The organism is Rhodobacteraceae bacterium M385, from assembly GCA_025141835.1.
Classification (GTDB): Bacteria; Pseudomonadota; Alphaproteobacteria; order Rhodobacterales; family Rhodobacteraceae; genus Gymnodinialimonas.
In genome coordinates, this window is sequence record CP081102.1 from 2,762,245 (window position 1) to 2,787,413 (window position 25,169).

General features: G+C 60.9%; 26 protein-coding genes. 9 read left to right on the forward strand and 17 right to left on the reverse strand.

Features of this window, described 5'->3' with window-relative positions:
* The first annotated feature begins 79 nt into the window (after nucleotides 1-79).
* On the forward strand, nucleotides 80-1,534 hold the full coding sequence (locus K3728_13465; GenBank protein UWQ94703.1) for an AMP-binding protein: 1,455 nt from the start codon (nucleotides 80-82) through the stop codon (nucleotides 1,532-1,534).
* Nucleotides 1,535-1,555: 21 nt separating this feature from the next.
* Here the strand turns inward: K3728_13465 and K3728_13470 are convergent, their stop codons facing one another.
* From K3728_13470 to K3728_13490, 5 genes are all read right to left on the reverse strand, one after another.
* Nucleotides 1,556-2,593, reverse strand: a complete 1,038-nt coding sequence (locus tag K3728_13470; GenBank protein ID UWQ94704.1) for a diguanylate cyclase — start codon at nucleotides 2,591-2,593, stop codon at nucleotides 1,556-1,558.
* Nucleotides 2,590-3,177: a heme NO-binding domain-containing protein gene (locus K3728_13475; GenBank protein UWQ94705.1), complete on the reverse strand. Its 588-nt coding sequence runs from the start codon at nucleotides 3,175-3,177 to the stop codon at nucleotides 2,590-2,592. Before K3728_13475 ends, K3728_13470 begins: the two co-directional genes overlap by 4 nt.
* Before the next feature lie 82 nt (nucleotides 3,178-3,259).
* Nucleotides 3,260-4,819, reverse strand: coding sequence for a trimethylamine methyltransferase family protein (locus K3728_13480; protein ID UWQ94706.1), 1,560 nt, complete (start codon nucleotides 4,817-4,819; stop codon nucleotides 3,260-3,262).
* A gap of 101 nt (nucleotides 4,820-4,920) precedes the next feature.
* Nucleotides 4,921-5,619 (reverse strand): HAD family hydrolase, encoded by a 699-nt coding sequence (locus tag K3728_13485; GenBank protein ID UWQ94707.1) that lies wholly within the window; start codon nucleotides 5,617-5,619, stop codon nucleotides 4,921-4,923.
* On the reverse strand, nucleotides 5,616-5,894 hold the full coding sequence (locus K3728_13490) for a DUF3572 domain-containing protein (protein ID UWQ94708.1): 279 nt from the start codon (nucleotides 5,892-5,894) through the stop codon (nucleotides 5,616-5,618). The genes K3728_13485 and K3728_13490 overlap by 4 nt, the downstream gene beginning before the upstream one ends.
* A 113-nt stretch (nucleotides 5,895-6,007) precedes the next feature.
* Between K3728_13490 and K3728_13495 the strand changes: the two genes are divergently transcribed.
* Nucleotides 6,008-7,402: a diguanylate cyclase gene (locus K3728_13495; GenBank protein UWQ94709.1), complete on the forward strand. Its 1,395-nt coding sequence runs from the start codon at nucleotides 6,008-6,010 to the stop codon at nucleotides 7,400-7,402.
* Nucleotides 7,403-7,447: 45 nt separating this feature from the next.
* On the opposite strand, the gene K3728_13500 is transcribed toward K3728_13495, so the two are convergent.
* The 4 genes from K3728_13500 to K3728_13515 all read right to left on the reverse strand — a co-directional run bounded on the left by K3728_13500 (nucleotide 7,448) and on the right by K3728_13515 (nucleotide 9,503).
* Nucleotides 7,448-7,933: a periplasmic heavy metal sensor gene (locus K3728_13500; protein UWQ94710.1), complete on the reverse strand. Its 486-nt coding sequence runs from the start codon at nucleotides 7,931-7,933 to the stop codon at nucleotides 7,448-7,450.
* The gene (locus K3728_13505) at nucleotides 7,926-8,297 is read right to left on the reverse strand and encodes a hypothetical protein (protein ID UWQ94711.1); all 372 of its coding nucleotides are present in this window, start codon (nucleotides 8,295-8,297) and stop codon (nucleotides 7,926-7,928) included. Before K3728_13505 ends, K3728_13500 begins: the two co-directional genes overlap by 8 nt.
* Entirely contained in the window at nucleotides 8,287-8,871 is a 585-nt protein-coding gene (locus tag K3728_13510) for an RNA polymerase sigma factor (protein UWQ94712.1), read from the reverse strand. Before K3728_13510 ends, K3728_13505 begins: the two co-directional genes overlap by 11 nt.
* Before the next feature lie 110 nt (nucleotides 8,872-8,981).
* Nucleotides 8,982-9,503 (reverse strand): hypothetical protein, encoded by a 522-nt coding sequence (locus K3728_13515; protein UWQ94713.1) that lies wholly within the window; start codon nucleotides 9,501-9,503, stop codon nucleotides 8,982-8,984.
* 154 nt (nucleotides 9,504-9,657) lie between these two features.
* Between K3728_13515 and K3728_13520 the strand changes: the two genes are divergently transcribed.
* Nucleotides 9,658-10,065 (forward strand): DUF983 domain-containing protein, encoded by a 408-nt coding sequence (locus K3728_13520; protein UWQ94714.1) that lies wholly within the window; start codon nucleotides 9,658-9,660, stop codon nucleotides 10,063-10,065.
* Nucleotides 10,038-10,730 (forward strand): NUDIX hydrolase, encoded by a 693-nt coding sequence (locus K3728_13525; protein UWQ94715.1) that lies wholly within the window; start codon nucleotides 10,038-10,040, stop codon nucleotides 10,728-10,730. Before K3728_13520 ends, K3728_13525 begins: the two co-directional genes overlap by 28 nt.
* Before the next feature lie 94 nt (nucleotides 10,731-10,824).
* Here K3728_13525 and K3728_13530 read toward each other — a convergent pair whose 3' ends face one another.
* A complete protein-coding gene (locus tag K3728_13530; GenBank protein UWQ94716.1) occupies nucleotides 10,825-11,739 on the reverse strand; it encodes a DMT family transporter in 915 nt (304 codons plus the stop codon).
* 36 nt (nucleotides 11,740-11,775) lie between these two features.
* Complete coding sequence (locus K3728_13535; protein ID UWQ97560.1) at nucleotides 11,776-12,669, reverse strand: fatty acid desaturase; 894 nt, start codon at nucleotides 12,667-12,669, stop codon at nucleotides 11,776-11,778.
* 86 nt (nucleotides 12,670-12,755) lie between these two features.
* Between K3728_13535 and K3728_13540 the strand changes: the two genes are divergently transcribed.
* Nucleotides 12,756-13,619: a helix-turn-helix domain-containing protein gene (locus tag K3728_13540; protein ID UWQ94717.1), complete on the forward strand. Its 864-nt coding sequence runs from the start codon at nucleotides 12,756-12,758 to the stop codon at nucleotides 13,617-13,619.
* Between the two features lie 52 nt (nucleotides 13,620-13,671).
* Here the strand turns inward: K3728_13540 and K3728_13545 are convergent, their stop codons facing one another.
* Together K3728_13545 and K3728_13550 are read right to left on the reverse strand one after the other, a co-directional pair.
* Entirely contained in the window at nucleotides 13,672-14,301 is a 630-nt protein-coding gene (locus K3728_13545) for a GDSL family lipase (GenBank protein ID UWQ94718.1), read from the reverse strand.
* Nucleotides 14,302-14,307: 6 nt separating this feature from the next.
* A complete protein-coding gene (locus K3728_13550) occupies nucleotides 14,308-15,351 on the reverse strand; it encodes an aldo/keto reductase (protein ID UWQ94719.1) in 1,044 nt (347 codons plus the stop codon).
* A 126-nt stretch (nucleotides 15,352-15,477) separates the two neighbouring features.
* Between K3728_13550 and K3728_13555 the strand changes: the two genes are divergently transcribed.
* The 4 genes from K3728_13555 to metG all read left to right on the forward strand — a co-directional run bounded on the left by K3728_13555 (nucleotide 15,478) and on the right by metG (nucleotide 20,477).
* Nucleotides 15,478-16,113: a hypothetical protein gene (locus K3728_13555; GenBank protein UWQ94720.1), complete on the forward strand. Its 636-nt coding sequence runs from the start codon at nucleotides 15,478-15,480 to the stop codon at nucleotides 16,111-16,113.
* A 105-nt stretch (nucleotides 16,114-16,218) separates the two neighbouring features.
* Nucleotides 16,219-17,439, forward strand: coding sequence for an MFS transporter (locus K3728_13560; GenBank protein UWQ94721.1), 1,221 nt, complete (start codon nucleotides 16,219-16,221; stop codon nucleotides 17,437-17,439).
* Nucleotides 17,440-17,511: 72 nt separating this feature from the next.
* The gene (locus tag K3728_13565; GenBank protein ID UWQ94722.1) at nucleotides 17,512-18,696 is read left to right on the forward strand and encodes a beta-lactamase family protein; all 1,185 of its coding nucleotides are present in this window, start codon (nucleotides 17,512-17,514) and stop codon (nucleotides 18,694-18,696) included.
* Between the two features lie 71 nt (nucleotides 18,697-18,767).
* Nucleotides 18,768-20,477, forward strand: coding sequence for a methionine--tRNA ligase (gene metG, locus K3728_13570; protein UWQ94723.1), 1,710 nt, complete (start codon nucleotides 18,768-18,770; stop codon nucleotides 20,475-20,477).
* A gap of 28 nt (nucleotides 20,478-20,505) precedes the next feature.
* Here the strand turns inward: metG and K3728_13575 are convergent, their stop codons facing one another.
* The 4 genes from K3728_13575 to thrC are packed head-to-tail and all read right to left on the reverse strand — an operon-like array spanning nucleotide 20,506 to nucleotide 25,158.
* Entirely contained in the window at nucleotides 20,506-21,897 is a 1,392-nt protein-coding gene (locus tag K3728_13575; GenBank protein ID UWQ94724.1) for an FAD-binding oxidoreductase, read from the reverse strand.
* 32 nt (nucleotides 21,898-21,929) lie between these two features.
* Nucleotides 21,930-22,514 (reverse strand): GNAT family N-acetyltransferase, encoded by a 585-nt coding sequence (locus K3728_13580; protein ID UWQ94725.1) that lies wholly within the window; start codon nucleotides 22,512-22,514, stop codon nucleotides 21,930-21,932.
* Entirely contained in the window at nucleotides 22,514-23,773 is a 1,260-nt protein-coding gene (locus tag K3728_13585; GenBank protein UWQ94726.1) for an insulinase family protein, read from the reverse strand. Before K3728_13585 ends, K3728_13580 begins: the two co-directional genes overlap by 1 nt.
* Complete coding sequence (gene thrC / locus K3728_13590; GenBank protein UWQ94727.1) at nucleotides 23,770-25,158, reverse strand: threonine synthase; 1,389 nt, start codon at nucleotides 25,156-25,158, stop codon at nucleotides 23,770-23,772. The genes K3728_13585 and thrC overlap by 4 nt, the downstream gene beginning before the upstream one ends.
* Nucleotides 25,159-25,169: the final 11 nt, after the last annotated feature.

Sequence of the window (25,169 nt, forward strand, 5' to 3'; positions counted from 1 at the left end):
GCCAACCAGGCGGCGGCCCGTTGCTGCCGCTGAACCCGAAGCCCTCGCCCGCAATGTCGGGTGCGCAAGAGACGAGCCGATGACGAACCCACTGCATAGCGCCCTTCTGACCCACCAACACGATGACGCGGTGTTCCTGACAGAACCCGGAGGCGCGCCCATGAGCTACGGGGCGTTGCGCGGCGCCGTTTCCACCACGGCTGCCGCATTGTCCGCCACCGGTGTTGCGCCCGGAGATCGCGTGCTGTGCCAGATCGCAAAATCCCCCGAGGCGCTCATCCTGTATCTGGCTACGGTCACCGCGGGGGCGGTATTCGTCCCCCTCAACACGGCCTATACGCCGGCGGAATTGGATTACTTTCTTGAAGACGCAGAGCCCGCCCTGCTGATCCTTGACGCGACAACCCAAGCAGCCCGCCCCGTCGCCGAAGCCCGTGGCGTCGCTGTCGCGGCACCAGCCGACTTGGTCCATGCGGGCGGCACGACGATGGCGCCTGTGCCCCGTGACGCGGGTGATCTGGCGGCGATCCTTTACACCTCGGGCACGACCGGGCGCTCCAAGGGGGCGATGCTGACCCACGATAACCTGATCTCCAACGCGCTTGCGCTGAAGGATCACTGGCAATTCACGGCGGACGATGTGTTGCTGCACGCCCTGCCCGTCTTCCACACTCACGGGCTATTTGTTGCCACCAATGTTATCCTTGCCGTGGGCGGGCAGTTGATCTTCTGCCCCTCGTTCAACCTAGATCAATTGGCAGAATTGGTGCCGCAAGCCACAACGATTATGGGCGTGCCGACTTTTTATACAAGAATGGTTGGCGACCCGCGCTTTGACAGGGCAGCCCTGTCGCACATGCGGCTTATCATCTCGGGTTCTGCGCCGCTCTTGGCGGAAAGCCACAAGGCGTTTGAGGCGCAGACGGGCCATGCGATCTTGGAGCGATACGGCATGACCGAGACGAATATGATCACCTCCAACCCCTATACGGGCGACCGCCGCGCGGGCACTGTTGGCCACCCCCTCCCCGGCGTTTCGCTGCGCCTTGCCAACCGCGACGATGCGGGTATCGGCGGGATTGAGGTGCGCGGGCCGAATGTGACCCCCGGTTATTGGCGGAACGCGGAAAAGACGGAAGAAAGCTTCACCAAGGACGGGTGGTTCATCACCGGGGATTTGGGCCAGAAGGACGCCGATGGCTATGTTTCTATCGTCGGGCGCGAAAAGGATTTGGTAATCTCTGGAGGATTTAACATTTATCCGAAAGAGGTTGAGGTCGAGATTGACGCCTTGCCCGGCGTCGTCGAAAGCGCCGTCTACGGCGTGGCGCACCCTGATTTAGGCGAAGTTGTCGCCGCCGCTGTGGTACTGGAAGCCCACGGCAACACTGACGCCGCCGCGATCATCGAGGCGCTTTCAGGCCGGCTGGCCCGTTTCAAGATCCCGCGCCATGTACGAATTCTTAGGGAACTGCCTCGCAACGCGATGGGTAAGGTGCAGAAAGCGGAGCTGCGCAAAGCTGACCAAGGGTGAGCAAAACACCTCGGCCGGTGATCACGGTTGTCGGGCTGCGTCCGGCACTCTTCCGCCGCCGTTCGAGATCACAAAACGCCCCCGTCCAGCGTTCTTGGCCTGATACAAGGCGCTATCAACGTCCGCCAGAACCTGTTCAATCGAGGGGCGGGTCCGGTATCGATCAGTTGATACGATGCCAACACTGGCTGACACGCTGCATTGGGTATCTTCCACCTGAATTGGTTGTTCAATCCGGTCAATCAGCCGTGCCGCGACGCTTCCTGCGACCTCATCGGACATCGCGGGACGCAAGATCACCAGAAACTCATCCCCGCCGACGCGGGCGGGCAGATCAGTGCGGCGCAATTCCTCGGTCAGGATGCGCCCCACCTCCATCAAAACGGCGTCCCCTGCGGCATGGCCGTAAGTGTCGTTCACGTGTTTGAACAGGTCCAGATCCAGATGGAGGAGAGAGAAATCATGGTTCCGCTCCACCAGCAGATGCTCCAACTCATCATCCATCGCCCGGCGGTTCTTCAGGCCGGTTAGCACATCGGTGCGCGCCTGTTCCTGCGCTGCGGCATGGGCCGCCTGTAGCCGTTCGGACAGACGTCGGGACAATTGCGAGGTCGAAGCGTTCGCCTCGTGCAAGTACAAAAGCTCAATCGTCTGATCGCAGGGCGAAAAGTCATGCAGGGTCAGGGAAAAGTCAGCCACCGCGCGCGCAAATGATAGCCCGAGCGAGATATCAAGGATCATCCCCTCTTCCCCCGGCAATGGCATAATCACCCCCCGTAACGGCAGATGATCCGCTGACCGGGGCGCCAGTGATAACCGTTGACCGGCCCGGTGCTTCACATCCTCAAAGCAGTTAAGCCCGCCGGGGCGGCGAAGGTCGAAAGCGTCAAGCAAGGGAACGCCGATTATAGGCGCGTCGCCAAGAAGCTTCAGGATCGTCGGGCCCGCGTGGGTGACACAACCGTCATTATCGACAGCCACATGCATCGGCATCAACAGGTCCAGCACCTCTAGAGACAAGGAAAGGCAACGGGCGGCAACCGGGGCGCAAATATTCATAGGGCTGCCTCTGCCAGCACGAAGTCCCGACCTTCGGCGTGGTGTGCGTCATGTATAACGATGTTCAGGCGATCCTCCCCGCCATCGCTGGAGACGAACTGCAAAAACGCCAATGCGCCGTAGTCGTCCGCCATCGCGCGCAGCGACCCCAACAAAAGCGCCCCGATGCCCGGCAATCGCCAACGGGCGCTGAGTTCAAATTCCGCCACGTCGATCTGGCGCACCGTAATTTCAGGGACCTCTATGTCCGGAATGGCCATGCGCCCACGATCGGCCAATTCCTCCAGGGACAGCACAAATTCAGCAAAACTCGCCCCGCCAAATCGAAGCAAGCGGCGCAGCGGGTCCAGTGGAGGGTGAGTGATCAGGAAGGTGCCCAAGTCTTCCAACAGCGAAACTTCTGGTTGATGCACGATGCGGGTCACAGCTTCAAAACATGACACGGTCAGCGCATCATCGTAGTGCAACATGGCTTCAAACTCATCAAAGCGAAGGTCGGCGACGGACCGAACCTCTGCCCATACATCTTTCCCGTAGGTTTCGACGATGAACCCTTGAAGCGCGCGATTTATCATCCCGTGCATGGTTCAGCTGTATCCTCTTCAAGGGGCTGCTGAGGGGGAGCCTAGAGAACAGAGGTAAACAAATCCTTTGCCGCCCGCACGTTTAGAAATCGGTCGGCGCACCGCCCTCGGATTTTCGACGGGCCACGAAATCCGCCAATTCATCGCGGATCGCGACATCCATGGGCGGGGCCTCGAACTCTCCGAGGATTTCTTTGTAGGTTTTATGGGCGCGCTCGGCTGTCCAAACGGCGCCGTCCAGGCGCCAGGCTTCAAAGTTGCGCCAATCCGACAGAAACGGGCCGTAGAACGCCTCTTGATAGCGGTCTTGGGTGTGCTGGCAGCCAAAAAAGTGGCCACCGGGGCCGACTTCCTTGATCGCATCGAAACCCAGATCGTCCTCGGACACGCCCGTCATCTGTGGCTCAAAATAGCGCTGGATTTGCTGGATCACCTCGCAATCCATCACGAACTTTTCGGGCGAGGCGATTAGCCCCCCTTCCAGCCAACCGGCGGCGTGGTAGATCATGTTCGCGCCCGCCTGCACCCCGGACCAAAGGGAATTGGACGTCTCCCACATCGCTTGACCGTCGGGCACATTCGCGGCGCAAACGCCGCTGGCCCGCATCGGCAGGCCGTAGAACCGCGCCATCTGGCCGGTCATTTGGGTGGCGCGCATGTATTCTGGCGTCCCAAAGGCGGGCGCGCCGGACTTCATATCGACGTTCGAAGTGAACGTCCCAATCGCCACCGGGCACCCCGGCGCGATCCATTGCAGCAGAGCAATCGCGGCGAGCCCTTCCGCAAGGCTAAGCGATACAGCGCCTGCCAGCGTGACCGGTGCCATGGCTCCGGCAAGGGTGAAGGGTGTCACCACCACAGGTTGCCCGCGCCGCGCCAGACGCATCGCCCCATCAAGCATCGGGAAGTCGTGTTTCAAGGGCGAGACAGAGTTGATGTTCGTGTACATCCGGGGCGACGCATCAAATTCGGCGTCGGTCAGGCCACCCGCGATGCGCACCATCTCCATCACATCGTCAACACGCTCGGCCCCAAGGGAATAGGCGTGGGCGACTTTGTCGGTCAGGGTCAGTTTCTCAAACAGACAATCAAGGTGCCGCACGCTGGCGTGGACATCAATCGGCTCCACCGGATAGCCGCCCGCGAAGTGGATGCAGTTAAAATATTGGGTAAGCTTGATGAATTCCACATAGGTTTCCATGTCGCCGGGGCGTTTGCCCCGCTCCAGATCCCAAGCATTGGGCGGAGATGAGACATTCCCGAACAGCATGTAGTTGCCGCCCATAATCAGCTTCCGGTCGGGATTCCGGGGGGTGATGGTGAAGGTTTCCGGGGCACGGGCGACCATTTCTTCCACGAATTTAGGATCGAAGAACACGTTCTGCCTTTCAACCTTGCAGCCCGCTTCGCGCAGGTATCCCACCGCCTCTTCGTTGAGAAACTCGATCCCGATCTCTGACAGAATGCGCATCGCACCCTTGTGCAGCGTCAGGACGCCTTCCTCATCCAACGGCTCTGTCGGGCGGTCGTTGTTACGGGGCAAGCGCCACGGCTGCTGGTCGATCGCATGGGCCGTTGCGCGTGCTGTGCCGGCGGCTCGACCTCCTGCTCGGCGACGGCGGGGTGGTTGGGCTTCGGTCATGGGGCAGACTTCCTTCAGGGCTGCCCTAACCATCACCCAAGCACCCGCGCCCGCGTTTGGCCGATTGCGACGGCGCGGCGTCGTATTTCGCCCTTCATGGATCAGAACGTATCGAGCCACGCCCCCAAAGCGGCGATATCGGGCAGGACGACATCGGCGTAGGGCGCAAGATCATCGGCCGTTGCCACCCCGGTCAGAACGGCAACACAGGTGAACCCAGCCGCCCGGCCTGCGTCCATGTCGTGGGTGCTGTCGCCCACCATCACCAGCGCATCGGGAGCGATCCCCGTGGTATCGGCAAAAGCCAAACACATGCCCGGTTCTGGCTTTGCGCCAAAGCCACTATCAAAACCGCACACCAAATCGAACACGTCCAACGCGTTCTCCGAGGCCAATTGCGCCTTCGCCGCCCGCTCTGCATCATTGGTCGCCACCCCAAGGCGCAGCCCGCGCGACTTGAGGTCCATCAGCGTCGGCCGCAACGGAACCGCCGGGGCAAGGGGCGTTTGCGCGGCTTGGGTCACTAGAAACTCGTGTACCTCCGAGAAGTTACGATCAGGTAAATGATCCGCAATCACGCGAGACACATCATGGGCCGGGCCTGCGATTACAAAGCTTTCGGGGCGAAAGTTACGCGTAGGGCGGTCGTAGGCAAGCGCATCCGCCAATGTTTGGGCCAGCGCCTCGTCCCCCTGTGCCAGCGCCTCAATCATTCGGTGCGCCCAAGCGCCCCATGTCTTTTGAAAGTCGAACAGCACGCCGTCTTTATCGAAGACAATTCCTTGAACGCGCAAAGTCATGTCCAGTTCACCTGCTCTCCGCCGGGCAAGGCGGCGCGGATCAGAACAAATTCTTGGGCCGCGATGCCCGTCGATTCTGCCCCCTGCATCACCCAATTATCGTCCATCAGCAGAAAATCCATCATCGAGGCAAGGAACTCCGGCTCTGCGGCACGGGCGCGAAGATCGTCCTCTCCGACGCCCGTGGCCCCCATGAAAACTGGCAGGATTTCATCGTGCCCTGCCAGCCATGCCAGCAACGCCAGCGCCTTTGTTTCGGCGGTTTCTTGCTGCATCCTTTTTCTTCCAATTCTTCTTAAAGGGTTTGTTAACTATTCGCGTTCACATTCAGAATGCATAAGTAAAAATGCTTATTCGACCTAAAACGGTAACACGAGGTTAATAGCTCATGGCGGGACGTATACTTGTCGTTGACGATGTTGCGACCAATCGGATCGTGATGAAAGTCAAACTGACGGCCGCGTGTTACACCGTTGAGCAGGCAGAGAATGGGACAGAAGCCCTGAAGGCCGCACGAAGCTCTAAGCCGGACCTTATTTTACTGGACGTCATGATGCCCGACATGAGCGGGTTAGAAGTGTGCAGGGCCCTGAAGCAGGACCCGGAAACCGCCGATATTCCCGTTGTGTTAATCACCGCCCTCACGGATCGCTCTGCCAAAATGGATGGGCTGGAGGCGGGCGCGGACGATTTTCTGACGAAGCCGGTGGAGGAAGTCACGCTTCTTGCCCGGGTGCGGTCGCTTCTGCGGGCCAGTGATTCTGTAAAAGAACTGCGCGGGCGTAGCGACACAGTATCGGCGTTTGGATTCGCCGAGGCAGCGCTTGGGTTTGAAGGGAAAACCCAGCCCGGTCGCGTCGCACTGGTGGCCCCCGGCCCCCGTGGCGCGGTTCTGTGGAAAGCCGCCATCGATGCCCGCACCGGGGGCGATGTGCAAGCTATCCCCAAGGAAAAGGCCCTGTCCCAAAACGCCCATGACGGGGAGATGCCGGACGTTTTTGTGATTTCTGTCGATTTGAACCAGCGCAACGAAGGGTTACGCTTGCTGTCGGACCTACGGTCCCGCCCCGGTACGCGCCACGCCGCTTGTGTTATGGTGCTGCCCGAAGGCGATAGCGAACGGGCCGCGATTGCGTTGGATTTAGGGGCCAGTGACGTGCTGCACGACCCGTTCGACGCGCAGGAACTGGCGATCCGAATTTCCGCGCAACTGGACCGCAAGCGTCAATCCGACCGTATGCGCGAAGGTGTTCGCGCGAGTATCGAAGCCTCGATCACCGATCCCTTGACCGGGCTTTATAACCGTCGTTTCGCCCTTCACCGGATGGAACAAATGATGGCCCGGCCCGGCGCAGGGTTGGCTGTTATGATGATAGACCTGGACTACTTCAAAAGTATTAACGACACCTTCGGCCATGCCGCCGGAGACACGGTGCTGCAAGAGGTTGCGACCCGCCTTCGCGGACAACTTCAGGCCAACGATCTTTTGGCCCGCATCGGGGGGGAAGAGTTTTTAGTCGCTTTGACCGGGGCCAATGTGCACACCGCGAAGGAATGCGCCGAGCGGCTGCGATCGTGCATTGGTGGGACTAGCTTTGATCTGGGCGATGACACCTTCCCCATTCGGGTGACGGCAAGCGTCGGGCTAGCCCTGCCCGAGGTGTTTGGAGAGATCCCAGGCGTCACTCCAGAGGCCCTGATCCACCAGGCCGATACCGCCCTTTACGGCGCTAAAGCCCATGGGCGTAACCAAGTCAGCCATGTCTGCGTAGCCGCGGCCTGACGCCTACCTACTGTGCTTAACAGCACTCTGCTCAAAGGGCGCAGCTTACGGACGGCGATTGCGTCGCGTCACCTCTTCTAGACTATCGGCAAGCGCAATGCGGTCTTCGAAGCTCATCGTTTCGATTTGGTCCAACAGGGCCGTGTGGCCCACTTCTTGCAAAGCGACCACGAGGTTGCGGGATCGCAAAAGCGCTGTTTCCACGCCAGCGCGATCGAAAGGTTCCACCCGCAACGCCTGTTCGATCTGGCGCAACTCACGGCCCACCGCGCGGCGTTCTTCGCGCAGTTCCACCCCGTTGCGGGTGACCCGCTCGCGCAGCTCGTCGCGATCCTCAGGCGACAAGGCCCGAGAGAACGGCCCAAGCCCCAAAGACCGCAGCGCCATAGAATGTTCTACCCGATCCCTATTTCCGTCGCCGCGCGCGAAGGTGCCGAAAACCAATCCGGCGACCGCAAGGTTCATCGCCAACGAGATCACAAGCACCACCTTCACCCACTTCGGGCTTCGGGGTTTATTGTCTTCAGACATCACCGTCCTCCGTCCAGAAATCCGCCATATCAGGGGTCATCTCAAGCGCATCGGTGCCGAAAAACAGGCTTTGGTCGTCCAGAAAGCCCGATACAGTGTCAGGCGAGTAAAGCCCCACCGCCAGCCCCATCACGCCCGCTGCCGTGATGCCTGAAACAGCGCTCCAACCGCCGAGCACGCTGAGAAGTCCCGCCCACCATGTCCCGCCGGAACGGCTTTCCGCGGCAGGAGCGCTCGTCGTACTATGGCTTTGCACTGCATCGGCGTCTGCCAATACGCGAGCCATCAGGTCGGGCCCGGGACCATCCGCTTTGGCCTGTGCAAACAGCGCCTCTAGCGGGTCTTTGTTGTGCTCATCCGTCATATCCCAAGGCCTCCTTCTTACCTTCCAGCGCCACCTTCAGCGCCCTTTTCCCGCGTGCTGTCAGGCTTTCGACAGCCTCCACGCCAATCTCTAGAACCGCCGCGATCTCGGGGTTCGACAACCCCTCAATGTGGCGCAAAACCACTGCCTGCCGCTGCCGTTCCGGCAATTCAGACAGGGCGGCATCCAAGGCCGCCATGCGGCGTTGGTCTTGCAGGCGCGCATCCGCACTGGGGCTGTCGTCTGCAAAATCATCGTCACCCAATTCAACCGAGCGCCCGGATCGGCGCAGCCGATCCACACAAAGATTGGCCACGACCTTATGCAACCAAGTCGAGGGCTTGGCCGTCCCGTCCGTGCGCCAGTCCGCCGCCGCGCGCCACAGGCGCAACATGGCTTCTTGCGCCACATCTTCGGCATCTGACGCATTGCCCAAGACCCGCACCGCATGGCGGTAGGCACGCGGCAGCAGACGCTCGCTCAATAGCCGCGCGGCCTGTGGGTCGCCATTGGCGAACAGGACCATCAAAGCCCCATCATCCAACGCGCCAAGCTGTGTGTCGGCCGTGGTCATTCTGCCTGTCTATCCTGCTGCTCGTCTTCAGGAAATGGGCCATCGTTATTTGAACAATGCGGCCCCTGCCCGATGAAGGGGGCCCGCCAATCGGCAGGCCCCACCCCGCTTTAGTTACCACGGCCACCGTGGCGACGGCCCATCCGCTCCAGCATCTGAGCGACGGCTTCGTCGAATTCGGCCTGTGTCACGGACCCGTCGCTATCGGCGTCCATACGCTCGAACATCTGCTCCGGGTTCGGGCCACCGCGACCGCCACGGCGGCCATGGCCCCGGCCTCGGCCCCGACCTTCTTCGCGGGCCTCTTCCATCTCGGCCACTGTCAGTTCGCCGTTGCCATCGGCATCAGCGCGTTCCAACAGACGGTCCACACGGGATTCTGCCCGGTCTTGGGCCTGTGCCAGAAGCTCGTCCCGCGACAAGGCGCCGTTGCCGTCGGCATCTGCTGCCTCGAAACGGTTAGAGCCTGCGGCCTGAAGCTCTTCCAAGGTCAGGGCACCGTTACCATCGGCATCCATTTCTGAGAAGATCATCCGCGGCCCGCCTTGACGGTCTGCTTCTTGGGCCGAAACCGGCGCGCTCAGCGCGAGAGGGATCATAAGGGCCAATGTGCCTGCTTTCAGGAAAGTCATACGAGTGTCTCCTTTGTTTTGCTCGTCTGCTTAGTCTCACGGGGGGCGGGCGCACTTCCGTCGGAAAAAGTTTTGGGTGCTGCGATGGGGACGTGCTTTCAAGTCGCACGGGCCTCCCCTTTACCTATTTCAGCGGAAGGGCCATTTTGCGCCTATGACACAACACACACAGACAGCGCCTGCGGTTCACGCCGTGTTGGACGCAGATGCGGAGCGGCCCGTCTGGCCTGCGATCCGCAAAGGCATGAAGCATCGTTGCCCCAACTGCGGCGAGGGCGCGCTGTATGAAAAGTACCTCAAGTTGAACAAGACCTGTTCGGAATGCGGCGAGGACCTGAGCCGCGCCCGCGCCGATGACGGCCCGGCCTATATGTCGATCCTTGTGACGGCCCATGTGATGGGATCTTTACAGTTGTTGGTTTACGAGCTGTTCCAACCCTCGGCCTGGGTCATGGCGGTGACGTTCAGCATCGGTGTGGTGGTGATGGCGCTCGCCTTGCTACCTCGGTTCAAGGGGCTGATCGTGGGCGTGCAATGGGCCAAGCGGATGCACGGGTTTTGATCGACAAGACAGCCATTCGGGACGCGGCCACGGGGATCGTGCTGCGGGATGCTGCGACGCGCCCCCGGGTTCTTATGGGTCAGCGCGGCAAGGATGCCGCGTTCATGCCGTCGAAATTCGTCTTCCCCGGCGGGGCTGTGGATGCCGTGGACGCGCAGATCCCTTTCGCCCGTCCCCCTGCCCCCGATTGCGCCACACGGCTTGCCCACGATGGAGGCAATGGCACTGCCCTGATGGCCGCCGCCGTGCGCGAAATCTGGGAAGAGACCGGTCTGTTACTGGGTGCCAAAGACGCGCGGGCCGAAGCGATAGACGCCCCCAAGGGATGGCGCGGCTATCTGGCGACGGGTCATCTGCCGGATGGCGCCGCGATGGAATATGTGTTCCGCGCCATTACGCCACCGGGCCGAAGCCGGCGGTTCGATGCACGGTTCTTTCTGGTAAATGCTGATGGTTTGGCCTCTGATCCCGATGATTTTTCGGGGGCGGAGGACGAGTTGAGCCATCTGCAATGGATTCCTCTGGATGAAGTGCGCAGTTTCGATATGCCGTTCATCACTGAAGTTGTCCTTGCGGAACTGGCCGCGAAGGTAGAGGGCCGCGCCGCGCCCGGCGTGCCATTCTTTGATAACGGCACGGAAGAAAGCCGGTTTTACAGGCTGTAGATTGGTAGCGGCCATGGACGCATCTGGGGAGCGTTCAAGGGGGGCCAGCCCCCCTTACCCCCCGCGATATTTTTGAAAAGATGAAGGGGGCCGCCTAGCCTTGGAAGCCTGCCCACAGGATGAGGGCGAGGGACGCGATAATAAGGGCGATGCCGATGATTTCGTTGCGGCTGGTTTTTTCACGCAGCCAGAAGGCGGAGAAGAGGAAGGTGAACAGCAGCTCAACCTGCCCCAGCGCTTTGACATAGGCCGCCGTTTGCAGGGCGAAGGCGATAAACCACCCCATGGAGCCAAGCATTGAGGTGAGCCCGGTAAGCGAAGAGATACGCCATGACGCGAAGACGGCGCCGATTTGCCCCCGCTCGCGCAGGGCAAGCCAGAAGCCGAGGGTGGCGGTTTGCACGATTGTCGCTGTGAGTAGCGCCATGGCGGCGCGAAGCGGCGCATCGCCGCCATCCAGAGACAAGATCGCGCCCCGGTAGCACACGGCGGATATCCCAAAGAGAAGCCCCGAAGCAAGGCCGAAGCCGGAGGCCGTGTTAAAGATTCGCGCGCGCCAAGGAAGGCCGTCTTCCTGGGGCGGATCGGAGAGGACGAGCACCCCCACAAACCCCACGCCGATGGCGACAAGGACCGAGCCGCTGACGGCCTCGCCCAATACCAAAAGGCCGATGAGGGCGGTCAGGATGACCTCGGATTTCTTCAAGGTGATGCCGACATAGAAGTTGCGGCGCGAAAACAATGCGACGACACAGGCTGTTGCCGTCATTTGCGCGAGCGCTCCGGTGGTCACATAGCTCCAGTAGCCGGGGCCGATCAGGGGCCAAGCCTGTCCGCTGGCGGATTTGTAAATCAGCAGGGCCAGCGCGACAAAGGGAGCGGCAAAGGCGAAACGGGCCCAGGTGGCCCCCCCCGTGGAAAGGGTCGTGACCTTGAGGTGGCGTTGCAGCACGAACCGGAGGTTTTGCATGAACGCGGCGAAGATTGTGGCGATGATCCAAAGAGGCATGGGTGATCCATGCGCCCCAAGTAAGGGGATGCCAAGCTATTTTTGCGGGTAGAGCGGATGAGCCACGGGATCTTTCGCGCGCAAAAGGTAGTCTCGGAAGATCTGGCGATAGTTGGCGTAGTGATAGCCGTCGTTGCTGCTGAGATATGCCCCTCGATTGGCCGCATATAGCCCTGGCAGGCGATACCAAGGCACGCCGGGGTGCATGTGATGGACGACGTGGAAGTTGTTGTTGAGAAAGAGAAACGCCAAGAACCCGCGATCTTCTACCACAACGGTACGCCCAGAAGCAGAGATATGGGCCTGATGCTCTAGGAAGGTGCGGATTTTCAGGACCGAAAGGGCACCGTAGCTGGCGACAAGGTAGTGTCCGAGTGATGTGGAAGAGGCGATGATAAGCGCCACAACGGGCACCGAGGTCACGATATGCCAGCCCCAAGCGCGTAGGACGACACGGTTTCCGGCACGGATCAGGCGGGCTTCGGACACCATGAAACTTGCTTGTCCTAAGAGTGGCCCGATTAGAATGCGGCCAAGGAGCGTGTTGTTTGCCTGCAAGACGGCGCGGCACACAGGCGGAAGATCTCCCCACCGCACTGGATCCAGATAGTTGGTTTCGGGGTCGTCATAGGGATCGGTCAGCGTGTCGTCGGTGTGATGGGCCAAATGGGTGTCACGAAAGCGCTGAAACGGCACGGCAAGGTTGAGGGATGCCATGACCAAGGCTTCGGACAAAGGGCGATTGGCAAAGGGATGGCCGTGGATAACCTCGTGCTGGAGAGAGGCTTGCAGAGCGATCACCGGAATCAGGATTGTCACCGACACGACGCTCCACGGGACCCAGAACAAGGTGGCGGCCCAAGCGCCGTAACACGCGAATATTAAGGCCAGCGTCGGCCATTCCGGGGGGAAGTTGGTGGGACGCGTCATCATGTTTTGGTGATAGGGCACCTTGATTGTCAGGAGCAGTCAGGGTCTTCTCTACACAAATCAAACTATGCTGGATAAAATCAACAATGCTGAGTTCTCAGGGCAGATCTACGCGGGCGCAGGTGTTTCGAGAGCGTTTGATCGCCGCGTTGACCACGTCCGGGATGAGCCGGGCTGCCTTGGCACGGGCGGTGAACATTGACCGCTCCACCGTGACGCAGATGCTGGCCTTGGACGATGCGCGGGTGCCCGGAGGGCATGTGGTTGCGGCCTGTGCCCAAACGCTCGACGTGTCGGCGGATTGGTTGCTTGGCCTGTCGGACAGGCCGGAACAGGCGGGGAAGCTACTGGCGACCAGCCTGTCGATCTCGGAAACCGGGCGAGCAACGACGCTGGACGACCAGATTTTTGAATGGCAGCGAGAGGCCGAAGGCTACAAAATCCGCCACGTCCCCGCGACCCTGCCCGACATCTTGAAAACCGATGCCGTGTTGCGGTGGGAATATGCGCCGCTGACCCACCGCAGGCCCGATCAGGCGATTGATGCCGCCGCCCAACGCCTTGATTGGTTGGCCTTGACCCTTAGCGATTATGAGATGGCAATGCCGATCCACGAGTTGGAAAGTTTTGCCCGCGCCGAAGGGTATTACACCGGGCTGAGCGCGGATGTGCGCGCCGAGCAACTGGACTGGATGGCCGATATCTACAACCGCCTGTATCCGGCGCTGCGGATCGTTCTGTTCGACGCGCGCACTACCTATTCGGCCCCGGTCACTGTATTTGGGCCGAAGATGGCGGTGCTGTATATAGGCCGTCACTACCTCGCGTTTCGCGACAAGGATCGCGTGCGTACGATGACGCAGCATTTTGATGGTTTGGTTCGAGACGCCTCGGTGGCGTCCCATGACGTGCTAGGTGTGCTCAAGCGCCTGCGGGCCGAGATCCGTTAACCTTATCTCGGCAAGGCGGGCCCGGTCCTATCGGTCTGTTGCCGGGTCGCGTTCAGCCCCGCCCGTCAAGCAGCGCGGCCACAAGCGGCGCCAAACCTTGGGCCAAGGCGCTGTGGCCAGCCTCGTCCAAGTGAACGCCATCTACGGGCGACACGGCGGCGTAATCTTTGGCAGCGGCAAACTCCACGCCCGCGCGGGCGGCGGCCTCGGCCAGATGCCGGTCCAAGCCCCGTTGTCGCGCCTCGGCTTCAGCAAAGGCATCGCGCAGAACGCCGGTTTCCGTGACCGGAGCGGGGGCAACCACGAGGATGCGGGCCGCCGGCACGAGGGACCGCGTGATGCCGATCAAACGCTCCACCGATTTTGCGATATCGAAGGCGGATGTGGCGAAGCGTGGCTTCAGGTCATTGGTGCCCAACATGATGATAACCGCGTCCAGCGGTGCGTGGCTCAAAAGCACAGCGGGTAGTACCGCAGCGCCGTTGCGAGCGCCGCCATCAATCAGGTCGTCGTGGACAGTGGTGCGCCCCGGCAGACCTTCGGTGAAGATCGTGTGGCCTGTCAGGTCGGCCAATACATCAGGCCATGGCACGCCCGGTTTGAAACGGTCGGATTGGCCCAAAACCTGCAAGGGCACGGTGCCGTGGGTGTTGCTATCACCAAAGATCAGGATACGGGACATGGGCGATTAATACGGCATTGGGTGTTGGCGATGGGTCTCGGTCAGATCATCCATGACCTCATCGGACAGCACAATGTCTTTGCCCTCAATAATGTGGGCCAATTGCTCGGACGTGGTGGCGCCGAAGATCGTGGAAACCGCAAAGGGCCGTTGCACGGTGAAGGCCAGTGCCATGTGGACCGGGTCCAGCCCGTGTTTGCGCGCAACGGCAACATAGGCATCGGCGGCGGCCAAGGCACGTGGTGTCATGCGCCCGCCAAGGCCCGGGGAAAGGGTCTGACGAGAGCCCGCAGGCTCTGCCCCGCCGCTGTATTTCCCGGTTAACATGCCTGTCGCCAACGGCGAGAAGGCCAGAAGCGTCACTTTCTCATGGTACGACAGTTCGGCCATGTCGGTGTCGAAAGCGCGGCACATCAAAGAGTATTCGTTCTGCACCGTTTGCACCCTTGGCAGGCCGTGTTCTTCGGCCAGTCGCAGCCATTGCGCAGTGCCCCATGCGCTTTCGTTGGACAGGGCGAAATGCTTGATCTTGCCGGCCTTCTGCGCGGCAGCGGCGGCTTCCAGCACGTCGCGCATATCATCAAGGATCTCGGCCCGGTCGCCTTTGGGCACGTAGGTCCAATTCTGGCGGAACATGTAGCTGCCGCGGTTGGGCCAGTGCAGCTGGTAGATATCCACGTAGTCTGTTTTCAACCGCTTGAGCGAGGCATCGAGCGTGTCGGCAAAGGTGGCCGAGGTGATCGGCTGACCGGGGCGCACGAAGCCTTCGTTCAGGCCCGAGTGCTTCGTTGCCAGTTTATATTCCCCGCGTCGCGACGGATTGGCGGCGTTCCAGTTGCCGATGGTCTTTTCCGTGTTCCCGATCGTGTCGGCGCTGACGGGATTGACCGGATACATCTCGGCGGTATCGACCACATCAATTCCGGCCTCAAGCGCCATATCCATCTGGCGATGGGCATCCGCTTCGGGGGTCTGAGTGCTCCACGTCATGGTGCCGAGGCAGAAGTCGGTAATCGTCTCGTCGGTCGAGCCTAAGGGGATCGCGCGCATAGGGGGAGGCCTTTCGTGAAGCGGTGTTCGGGCAGCGCTGGGGTGGGCTGCGTCGCGGCCAACCTAGTCAGCTTTCCGGCAGGTGCAAGGGTTGAGAACATATCGGGAACATCTATACTACCCTCCATGGACATCACCAAGCTTACCCGTCAATCCCACCACAAAACCCGGCCCGGCCTGCGGCTTCTGGATCAATTTGATCTGGCAGGCGCGCGCGCCCATGAGTTCTGCGGTCACGGGCGGCGGCGCTTGGCCCTTTGGTTGGCAGCGTCCGACAAGCAGACCGATATAGCCAGTCAAATCCTGTGGATCAGGCCCGATTGGCACCCCGATCGCCTGCATCTGGCAGGCGTCCGGCAAGAGATTGACCCGGGCCGCCTGATCTTTGTGGAATGTTGCCGCCCCGGTGATCTTTTGTGGTGCATGGAAGAGGCTCTGCGCGGCGGGTTGAACCGCTTGGTGGTGTTGGACCTGCCAGAACCGCCGGGCCTGACGCCCGTGCGCCGCCTGCATTTGGCGGCCGAGGCAGGACGAGAGAAGACGGGCCGCGCCCCTGTGGGCGTGATCCTGACCCCCGGCAATGGTGGAGCCGCCGGGGTTGAGAGCCGATGGCAGTTGATGCCGGATCACACCTCCGACGCGGATCGCTGGCGGCTATCGCGGCTGCGTGCGCGGACCGCGCCGGTGGCCGATTGGGCCGTGACCCGAAGCGCTCGTGGTGCGGTCCATGTGGTGCGCCCCACGGCGTTGGAGCCTGCCTAAAGCGCGGCATTGTTGCCCCAAAACACCCCTGGGGTGACGCAAACAGGCTTGCGCCCCTGCCCCCACAAGCGCACAAAAACCGGACCCTAGCCAACAAGGCTGCCCATGCGTCTTTTGATTTCCTTCGCCGCCCTGTTCCTTTCGGTGATCCTGCTGCAACTCTCCTCTAGCGGTGTGGGCCCCTTGGACGTGCTATCGGGCACCGAACTTGGCTTTACCAACGGGCATATCGGCCTTTTGGGATCGGCGCATTTCCTGGGGTTCTTCGTCGGATGCTGGTGGGCACCGCGCCTGATGGGAACGGTCGGCCACTCCCGCGCCTTTGCGGTTTGCACCGCCTTGGGGGCCATTGGGCTGATGGCCCATATGCTGATCCTCAACCCCTATGCTTGGGCGCTGATGCGAGTCGCGATCGGGCTGTGCATCGCGGGCTGCTACACGGTGATCGAAGCCTGGTTGCAGGCCAAGGCCACGAACCAGAACCGAGGCCGCACCATGGGTATTTACAGGATGGTCGATACCAGTGGGCAGCTTGTTGCGCAGTTCATGATCGGCGTTTTGGCCCCCGCCTCTTATGTGTCCTACAACCTGCTGGCGATCTTGTGTTGCGCCGCCCTTTTGCCCCTGACGATGACCCGTTTGAAGCAACCAGAAAGCCACGGCACGCCGCGCCTTCGCCCTTGGCTGGCTTGGCGCCTATCGCCGCTGGCGGTCAGCGGTGTGGTGGTGGCGGGGGTCTCCTCGGCGTCGCTGCGGATGACCGGGCCTCTATATGGCCAACAAGTGGGCTTGGCCGCCAGCGACATCGGCCTGTTTCTGGCCGCCTTCGTGTTAGGCGGCGCCTTGGCGCAATGGCCGGCGGGTTGGTTGGCAGATCGCTATGACCGGCGTTGGATCATGATCGGCTTTTCCGCGGCCTCCATCGTGTCATGTGCCGTGACCGTTGCCGTGCCGGTCCTTGGGCCTGCGGGCGTGTTCGGGGCGGCGTTGCTCTTTGGGTTTACCACCTTCCCGATCTATTCGATCTCGGCGGCCCATGCCCACGATTGGGCGCGCGATGACCAACGGATCGAGCTGTCGGCCGCGCTGATGTTCTTCTTCGCTTGCGGTGCCATCGTTGCGCCACTGGCCACCTCGGGGCTGATTTCTGCCTATGGCCCCGCGGCCCTGTTTTACTTCGTTTCTGTCGCCCACATCGGGCTGATCGTGTTCGGCCTGATCCGCATGGGCCGCCGCGCCGCGTCAGATACGCGGCAACCCTACGTCTGGATACCACGCACCTCGTTTCAGGTCGGGCGCATCTTTCGGCGCAATCAGGACAAATAACGCCCCATCCACGTCTCAATTCTGACGCCATCCCCCGTGATATTCTGCCCGACAAAACAGGCAGAGTATTCCATGACCTTCATTCTCCGCACCCTTTGCGTCGTTATCGGCACCGCGTTCCTCTTTGCTGTGGCCAATCTTGCCGTGTCCGGCCTTCCCGCCAGCCAAGAGCGGGTCGAGGTTGCCTCTGCCGACAGCTCCGCCCTTGCCCGCCCCACAGCCGAGATCAGCCTGCGCGACATGGCCACGTCATTGCTTGGCATTACCCCACCCCAAGCGCCTGAGGCCACGTCCCCCACAGCCGCGCCGATCATTCCGATGCCGGAAGCAGAAGCCGCCGCCCCCTCCTCTCTCGCGGCGAATATTGAGGGGGATTGGCGCACTTGGATGGCCGACAACGGCCTGACGCAAGGCGCAATGGTGGTGCTGTTTCCCGATGGCACAATGCACCGCGCGGGTCTGGCGCAGGCCACCGATGCCAGTGTCCCCGTGGCGAGCCTGTCCAAAGCGATCACCGGGATTTGCATGGACGTTGTGCTGCAAGAGCAAGGGCTTAGCTGGTACACCTCTTTGGGCGATATCGCCCCGCAGATGTCCGCAGTGCGGGTTACGCCGCAGCCTTGGAACGCCCAGATCACCCTGGCGGCCCTGGCCAATCACACCTCTGGCCTTGCGCCCGACCTGACCCAAGGCACCATGGGCAGCACCCTTCATGGTGCCCTTGGCCTGCATCGCCGCATCGCCTCGGAAGCCCTGCGAGAAGAGAATATGCAGGGCACCGCGCGCAGCTATTTCTACAACAACACCAATTACGCCGTACTAGGGGTCGCGATCGAAGCCCTGACCGGGCAATCATATTCCGAGGCCTGCATGGACCGCGTCCTTGCGCCGGCAGGCATTACCGACGCCACAATCCACGGGCGCATGGGGTCCCGGTCGTCCTATGGCGGATGGGAGATGTCCGCCGAAAGCTACGCGCGCCTTGCGCAGCATTGGTTTTCGGACAGGGCCGGTCTTGTGGCGCGTCCGTTTGATCGCCCGATGCATGACAACTACTCGGTCGGCTATACGATCGAGGGGCGCGGCGATGGGGCTCAGGTTTCCCATGCTGGCTCGTTCTGCAATGGCGACCGCACCGGCACCGGCGCCTATTTTCACGCCCGTGGCGATGGGGTGGTCTTCTCCGCCAATTGGACTGGCGGTTGTGTATCGGCCTCCGACACGGGCCTTGGCCGGATGATTGCAAGCCGGATGTGATGCCGCCACTGGCCTTGCGCGCCCTGCGGCGTTAAAGCTGCCCGCAACCGCATGTTCCGAAGGCCGCACCTATGACCCGTACGCTTATCACCAGCGCCATTCCCTATATCAACGGGATCAAACACCTGGGCAACCTTGTGGGTTCCCAATTGCCTGCCGATCTTTACGCCCGCTACCTGCGCGCGCGCGGGCAAGAGGTCTTGTTTCTATGCGCCACCGATGAACATGGCACCCCGGCAGAGCTTGCCGCCGCCAAAGCAGGCAAGCCCGTCGATGAGTTCTGCGCCGACATGCACGCGGTGCAGTCCGAGATCGCCAAAGGCTTCCGCCTGTCCTTCGACCATTTCGGGCGCTCTTCCTCGCCGCAAAACCATGCGTTGACCCAGCATTTCGCGGGTAAACTGGCCGACGCTGGCCTGATCTCCGAAGTGGAAGAGAAGCAGGTTTATTCCCACGCCGATGGCCGCTTCCTGCCCGACCGCTATATCGAGGGCACCTGCCCCAACTGTGGCTACGACAAGGCACGTGGCGACCAATGCGAGAACTGTACCAAACAGCTTGATCCCACCGATCTGATCGAACCGCGCTCTGCCGTTTCCGGGTCCACCGATCTTGAGGTCCGCGAAACAAAGCACCTCTACTTGCGTCAATCGCAACTGCGCGGACAGTTGAACGATTGGATTTCTTCCAAAACCGACTGGCCTCTTCTTACGACCTCAATCGCAAAGAAATGGTTAAACGACGGCGACGGATTGCAGGACCGGGGCATCACCCGGGATCTGGACTGGGGTGTGCCCGTCAAACGTGGTGATGCGGATTGGCCGGGCATGGAAGGGAAGGTTTTCTACGTATGGTTCGACGCTCCGATCGAGTATATCGCCTGCGCTGCCGAGGCTGTGGAAGAAGGTACGATTTCGAATTGGGAGCGCTGGTGGCGTGTGGATAAAGGCGCCGATGACGTTCGATATGTGCAATTCATGGGGAAGGACAATGTCCCATTCCACACCCTATCATTCCCCGCCACGATCCTTGGATCAGGCGAGCCTTGGAAGCTGGTAGATTACATCAAGTCGTTCAACTACCTGAACTACGATGGCGGCCAATTCAGCACCTCTCAGGGCCGTGGCGTCTTCATGGATCAAGCGTTGGAGATTCTGCCGTCGGATTACTGGCGCTGGTGGCTTCTGTCCCATGCGCCCGAGACATCGGATTCCGAATTCACGTGGGAAACCTTCCAGCAGGACGTGAACAAAGACCTGGCGGATGTGTTGGGCAACTTTGTGAGCCGGATCACAAAATTCTGCCGTTCCAAGTTTGGCGAAGTGGTTCCAGACGCGGGCGCATATGGTGAGCAAGAGGCGGCTTTGATCGCCGATCTGCAAACCCGTCTTACCGCTTACCAAGCCCATATGGACGCCATCGACGTGCGCAAAGCCGCCTCAGAACTGCGCGCAATCTGGGTCGCCGGGAACGAGTATCTGCAATCCGCAGCCCCTTGGACCGCGTTCAAAACTGACCCTGATCGGGCGGCCGCCGTCACCCGGTTTGCCCTGAACCTGATCCCCTTTTATGCTGGCCTTTCCGCGCCTTTCATCCCTGACGCGGCTGAGGCAATGGCGGCAGGCATGAACGTAGATGTCGCGTGGCCGACCGATGCGGAAACCGCGCTTTCCGCGCTACCCGGTGGCCATGCCTTCACAGTGCCCGAGGTCTTGTTCGCGAAAATCGCCGATGAGCAACGTGAAGAATGGGCGGAACGCTTCTCCGGCGTGCGGAGCTAACGCACTGATATCTTTGCCTTGGCGCGGCTCACTCCGATCGGAGCATCGCGCCGGGGTTCAGGATATTATGCGGGTCCAACGCCTGTTTGATCGCGCGCATAGCGGCCAATTTTCCGGGGTCGCCGTAGCGCTCCAGATCGCCCACTTTCAGGCGCCCGATGCCGTGCTCAGCGGATACAGAGCCGCCCATTTCATGTACAAGATCATGGACGCAGGCCTTCACCGCCGCGGCTTCGCCTTCGTGATCTGCGCGTGTTTTGCCCCGTTGTGGGAACACATTGTAGTGCAAATTCCCGTCGCCCAAATGCCCGAAGCAGTTGATCCTAAACGTGTTTATCTTCTGCAACCGCCCCGGCGCTTCCGCGACAAACCTAGGGACTTGCGCCACCGGAACCGCAATGTCGTGGGACGACACCGAACCGATCCGGCGGTTCGCTTCGGGTATGCTCTCTCGAATGTTCCAGAAATCCAATCGCTGTTGCTCGGACTGTGCGATGGCGCCGTCGGTGACCAAGCCGGCCTCAAACGCTTCCGCGAACAGGGCTTCTAGTGCGTCTTCGGGCGAGCCCTGCGCAAGGCCAAGGTCGATCAGGCAGCACCAATCCGGCACTTCTGAAAGTGGCATCCGTACCTCTGGCCCCACTTCCGAAAGAAAGTCGAACCCCGCTCTGCCGATTAACTCGAAGGCGGAAATCCCCTCTCCAATCTGCGCCTGCGCCATCCGCAGCAGCTCTAGCGCGGCATGTGCAGACGGCACGGCCATCAGCGCGGCCCCTGTAGCCGAGGGCCTTGGGAACAAACGCAAAGTCGCCGCCGTGATAACGCCCAACGTCCCTTCCGAGCCGATCAAAAGGTGGCGCAGGTCATATCCCATGTTGTTCTTGCGCAGTGGCGACAAGCCGTTAACCACGGTGCCATCCGCCAATACAGCTTCGACCCCAAGAACCAAATCTCGGGCGTTTCCGTAACGAATGACGTTCACGCCGCCCGCATTGGTGGCCAACAAGCCGCCGATCCTGGCTGAGCCCTGGGACGCCAGAGTTAACGGGAAAATCCAGCCTTCGGCCTCGGCCACGCTATGGACGTTTTGCAGGATCGCCCCCGCTTCCACGACCATCGTGCCCGCCTGCGCATCCATTGCGCGCACGGCGCTCATGCGCTCCATCGTCACCAGAATTGGCGGCGCGCCGTGTTCTTTGATTTGGCCGCTCACCAAGCCCGTGCCACCGGAATAGGGGATGACCGGAGTCTGCGTTTCCGCGGCAATTTCGAGGACTTTCACCACTTCTTGGGTGCTGGACGGTGCCACGACAGCCAAGGCTTTACCCCGCCATCGGCCCCTAGGCTCTTCCAAATAGCGGTCTTCAACATCACGCAATGCGTGCGGTAGTTCAGCCTTCAGGCGATCAAGACATGTCATGAAAACAGACCTACCCTAGCCGTCGCCGCGCGTCACCCGACTTCGGTACGCCCGCGTCGGTCACTGCGCAAATTTGCGTAAAGAACATGGTTACGCCAGCGCCCGTTAATTTGCAGGTAGCTCTGCGCAACGCCTTCATACTTGAACCCAGACTTCTCCAGCACACCGCGCGACGCGGCATTTTCGGGAAGGCAAGCGGCCTCCAACCGGCTGAGATCCAGGGAATGGAAGGAGTAATGGCAGACTGCACCGATGGCCTCACGCATGTAGCCTTGGCGCACAAACGGAAGGCCGATCCAATAGCCAAGCGTCGCCGACTGCGCCGGACCACGACGAATATTGTCCAGCGTGATGGCCCCCAACAGCGCATCATCGGCACGACGCACGATGAAAAGCGGCACTGCGGAGCCTTGGTTGACAGAGCGCTGCGCCCAATAGACACGGGCTGTGAAGCTTTTCCGTGTCAGGTGGTCGTCCGCCCACACCGGCTCCCACGGGACAAGAAAATCACGCGACTGATGCCGCAACGCGGCCCACGGACGAAAGTCCGAATGATGCGGTAGGCGAAGCGTCAAACGCTCCGTCTCTAGGCGCAGGTTCCGTTTTCGCGCGATCATCAGGCAGCCAAACGCTCCCTCACAGTGGCAAGGTCGGGGGCCTTTTCAACCGGTCCGTATAGCGCCATTGCCGCACCTGCCTGGCCCAACGCGCTGGCATGTTCGCCCAACCCTTGCAGCGTGACACCATCAATTCGGGCCACCGATTCTTCCAACGGCGGGATGCGGTTCCAAATCGCGATCAGACGCGCCAAACGCTCGGCCCGAGCCGAGGGGCTTTCCAGCCCCATCAAAAGGCCCGCCTTCATCTGTGCGCGCGCCCGCGCAACTTCCGCCTCTGTCATCGTGTCGGCAGAGCGCTTCAGCTCATCAACTGTCAGGCCCACAAGCTCCGGTAAATCTTCGGCCGAGGTGCCCGCATAAATCGTCAGCAGGCCCGTGTCATCGTAGCTGCCGACCTGTGAATAAATCGTATAGCACAGGCCGCGCTTCTCACGAATCTCCTGAAACAGCCGCGAAGACATGCCGCCGCCAAGGGCCGTGGCATAAATTTGGGCGGTGTAAATATCGTCCGACCGATACCCCGGCGCCTCTAGCGCAAGCGTGAAGTGCGCCTGTTCCAAGCCTTTGACAACGCGGTGCTCTCCACCACCGAAGGCCCCGGGCTGAGGGGCGGTTTGAGGCACCGGCTTCAGGTGTCCGAAGGCCTTTTCGGCAAGGCGCACAATCTCATCGTGATCCACGGCGCCTGCGGCCGACAGGATCAACTGACCGGGACCATAGTTCTCGGCCACGAAGCGATCAAAATCCGGGCGACCGAAGCTTTGCACCCGCTCCGCCGGTCCAAGAATTGTGCGACCTAGGGGCTGTTCGGGGTACGCGGCGGCCTGCAACCAATCGAAAATCACATCGTCGGGCGTGTCTGCGGCTTGGCCGATCTCTTGCAAAATGACGCCGCGCTCTACTTCAATCTCTCGTGGGTCGAAGATGGGATTGAGGACGATATCGCCGATCAGATCCAACGCAAGCGCCACGTCGTATTTTAAAACGCGGGCGTAATAGGCTGTTACCTCGCGCGATGTATAAGCGTTGATATAACCGCCAACGTCTTCAATTTCCTCGGCAATCTGCAAAGAAGTCCGCCGCTTCGTCCCCTTGAACGCCATATGCTCAAGGAAATGCGCGATACCGTTCTGCTCGACCCGTTCATGGCGGCCACCGGCGCTTACCCAAATGCCCAATGCCGCGGATTCAAGTCCCGGCATATGCTCGGTCACGATGCGTAAGCCATTGGCGAGCGTGTGAATTTCGACGGTCACGTGCGGATGCCTCCTTCGATCACTTGCTCTAGAGCGTGCAGATCATTTTCTACCCGTTGCACCCGTTCGGGCTTGTCGAACAAATCTGCCATCCGCTCGGGCAGCCCAGGCCGGATGCCGGAAGCAGCTTCGACAGCGTCGGGGAACTTGGCGGGATGCGCTGTGGCCAAGGTGATAAGAGGCGTCTTCCCAAGGAAATCCTGTGCCACGTCCACGCCCACGGCAGAATGGGGGCAAAGCAGCTCTCCCATTTCAGGCAAGGCGCGGGCGATCATGGCCGAGGTTTCGTCCTCAGACACCCGCCCGGAGGCAAAGGTATCTCGCAAATGCCCGATCGCGCCTTGGCTGATCTTGAAGCCGCCGCCAGATTTCAGCTCATCCATTAACTGCGCGACGGCGTCACCGTCGCGGTCATAGGCATCGAACAACGCCCGCTCAAAGTTCGACGACACCTGAATATCCATCGACGGGCTGATCGAGGGCACAACCCCCTCGGTGGTGTAGCCGCCCGAAACCATCGCGCGGTGCAAAATATCGTTCTGGTTGGTCGCAATCACCAGTTTATCAATCGGCAGTCCCATACGCTTGGCGATGTAGCCGGCAAAGATATCGCCAAAGTTGCCAGTCGGCACACAGAACGAGACCTTCCGATGCGGTGCGCCAAGAGAGACCGCAGAAGAGAAGAAATACACAACCTGCGCCAATACCCGCGCCCAGTTGATCGAGTTCACGCCCGCCAACCGAACCCGGTCACGAAACTCGAAATGGTTGAACATATCCTTAAGACGCGCTTGGCAATCGTCAAAATCTCCGGTCAGAGCGAGCGCATGGGCGTTGGCCTCAGCCACGGTTGTCATCTGACGGCGCTGCACGTCGGATACGCGACCATGGGGAAACAGGATGAAAACATCCACGGCATCAAGGCCCCGAAACGCCTCCATCGCGGCGGAACCCGTATCGCCCGACGTTGCCCCCACAATCGTCACCCGGTCCCCGCGCCGCGTCAAAGCGGCTTGGAACATCTGCCCAATCAGCTGCATGGCGAAGTCTTTGAACGCCAATGTGGGGCCGTGGAACAATTCCAGCAGGAAATGATTGTCCTGCAACTGCTTCAAAGGCGCGCGCGCGCTGTGGCCAAAGCCGGCATAGGCCGCCTCAATCAGCGCAGCAAACTCATCATCGCCAAAAGTATCGCCCACAAAGGGCCGCATCACACGGAACGCAATTTCCTCATAGGACAGCCCCGCCAGCGCCGCGATATCCCCTTGAGACATCTGCGGAATTCCCGCCGGCACATAAAGCCCACCATCCCGCGCAAGTCCGGTAAGCATGGCCTCTTCAAAAGACAAAACGGGCGCGCGCCCTCGGGTCGAGACATATTGCATTTCAGGCTCCC

Bases quoted from the DNA above. Each gene is read 5' to 3' on its own strand.
- K3728_13465 (UWQ94703.1), top strand. From the start codon at position 80: ATGACGAACCCACTGCATAGCGCCCTTCTGACCCACCAACACGATGAC.
- K3728_13470 (UWQ94704.1), bottom strand. From the start codon at position 2,593: ATGAATATTTGCGCCCCGGTTGCCGCCCGTTGCCTTTCCTTGTCTCTA.
- K3728_13475 (UWQ94705.1), bottom strand. From the start codon at position 3,177: ATGCACGGGATGATAAATCGCGCGCTTCAAGGGTTCATCGTCGAAACC.
- K3728_13480 (UWQ94706.1), bottom strand. From the start codon at position 4,819: ATGACCGAAGCCCAACCACCCCGCCGTCGCCGAGCAGGAGGTCGAGCC.
- K3728_13485 (UWQ94707.1), bottom strand. From the start codon at position 5,619: ATGACTTTGCGCGTTCAAGGAATTGTCTTCGATAAAGACGGCGTGCTG.
- K3728_13490 (UWQ94708.1), bottom strand. From the start codon at position 5,894: ATGCAGCAAGAAACCGCCGAAACAAAGGCGCTGGCGTTGCTGGCATGG.
- K3728_13495 (UWQ94709.1), top strand. From the start codon at position 6,008: ATGGCGGGACGTATACTTGTCGTTGACGATGTTGCGACCAATCGGATC.
- K3728_13500 (UWQ94710.1), bottom strand. From the start codon at position 7,933: ATGTCTGAAGACAATAAACCCCGAAGCCCGAAGTGGGTGAAGGTGGTG.
- K3728_13505 (UWQ94711.1), bottom strand. From the start codon at position 8,297: ATGACGGATGAGCACAACAAAGACCCGCTAGAGGCGCTGTTTGCACAG.
- K3728_13510 (UWQ94712.1), bottom strand. From the start codon at position 8,871: ATGACCACGGCCGACACACAGCTTGGCGCGTTGGATGATGGGGCTTTG.
- K3728_13515 (UWQ94713.1), bottom strand. From the start codon at position 9,503: ATGACTTTCCTGAAAGCAGGCACATTGGCCCTTATGATCCCTCTCGCG.
- K3728_13520 (UWQ94714.1), top strand. From the start codon at position 9,658: ATGACACAACACACACAGACAGCGCCTGCGGTTCACGCCGTGTTGGAC.
- K3728_13525 (UWQ94715.1), top strand. From the start codon at position 10,038: ATGGGCCAAGCGGATGCACGGGTTTTGATCGACAAGACAGCCATTCGG.
- K3728_13530 (UWQ94716.1), bottom strand. From the start codon at position 11,739: ATGCCTCTTTGGATCATCGCCACAATCTTCGCCGCGTTCATGCAAAAC.
- K3728_13535 (UWQ97560.1), bottom strand. From the start codon at position 12,669: ATGACGCGTCCCACCAACTTCCCCCCGGAATGGCCGACGCTGGCCTTA.
- K3728_13540 (UWQ94717.1), top strand. From the start codon at position 12,756: ATGCTGAGTTCTCAGGGCAGATCTACGCGGGCGCAGGTGTTTCGAGAG.
- K3728_13545 (UWQ94718.1), bottom strand. From the start codon at position 14,301: ATGTCCCGTATCCTGATCTTTGGTGATAGCAACACCCACGGCACCGTG.
- K3728_13550 (UWQ94719.1), bottom strand. From the start codon at position 15,351: ATGCGCGCGATCCCCTTAGGCTCGACCGACGAGACGATTACCGACTTC.
- K3728_13555 (UWQ94720.1), top strand. From the start codon at position 15,478: ATGGACATCACCAAGCTTACCCGTCAATCCCACCACAAAACCCGGCCC.
- K3728_13560 (UWQ94721.1), top strand. From the start codon at position 16,219: ATGCGTCTTTTGATTTCCTTCGCCGCCCTGTTCCTTTCGGTGATCCTG.
- K3728_13565 (UWQ94722.1), top strand. From the start codon at position 17,512: ATGACCTTCATTCTCCGCACCCTTTGCGTCGTTATCGGCACCGCGTTC.
- metG (UWQ94723.1), top strand. From the start codon at position 18,768: ATGACCCGTACGCTTATCACCAGCGCCATTCCCTATATCAACGGGATC.
- K3728_13575 (UWQ94724.1), bottom strand. From the start codon at position 21,897: ATGACATGTCTTGATCGCCTGAAGGCTGAACTACCGCACGCATTGCGT.
- K3728_13580 (UWQ94725.1), bottom strand. From the start codon at position 22,514: ATGATCGCGCGAAAACGGAACCTGCGCCTAGAGACGGAGCGTTTGACG.
- thrC (UWQ94727.1), bottom strand. From the start codon at position 25,158: ATGCAATATGTCTCGACCCGAGGGCGCGCGCCCGTTTTGTCTTTTGAA.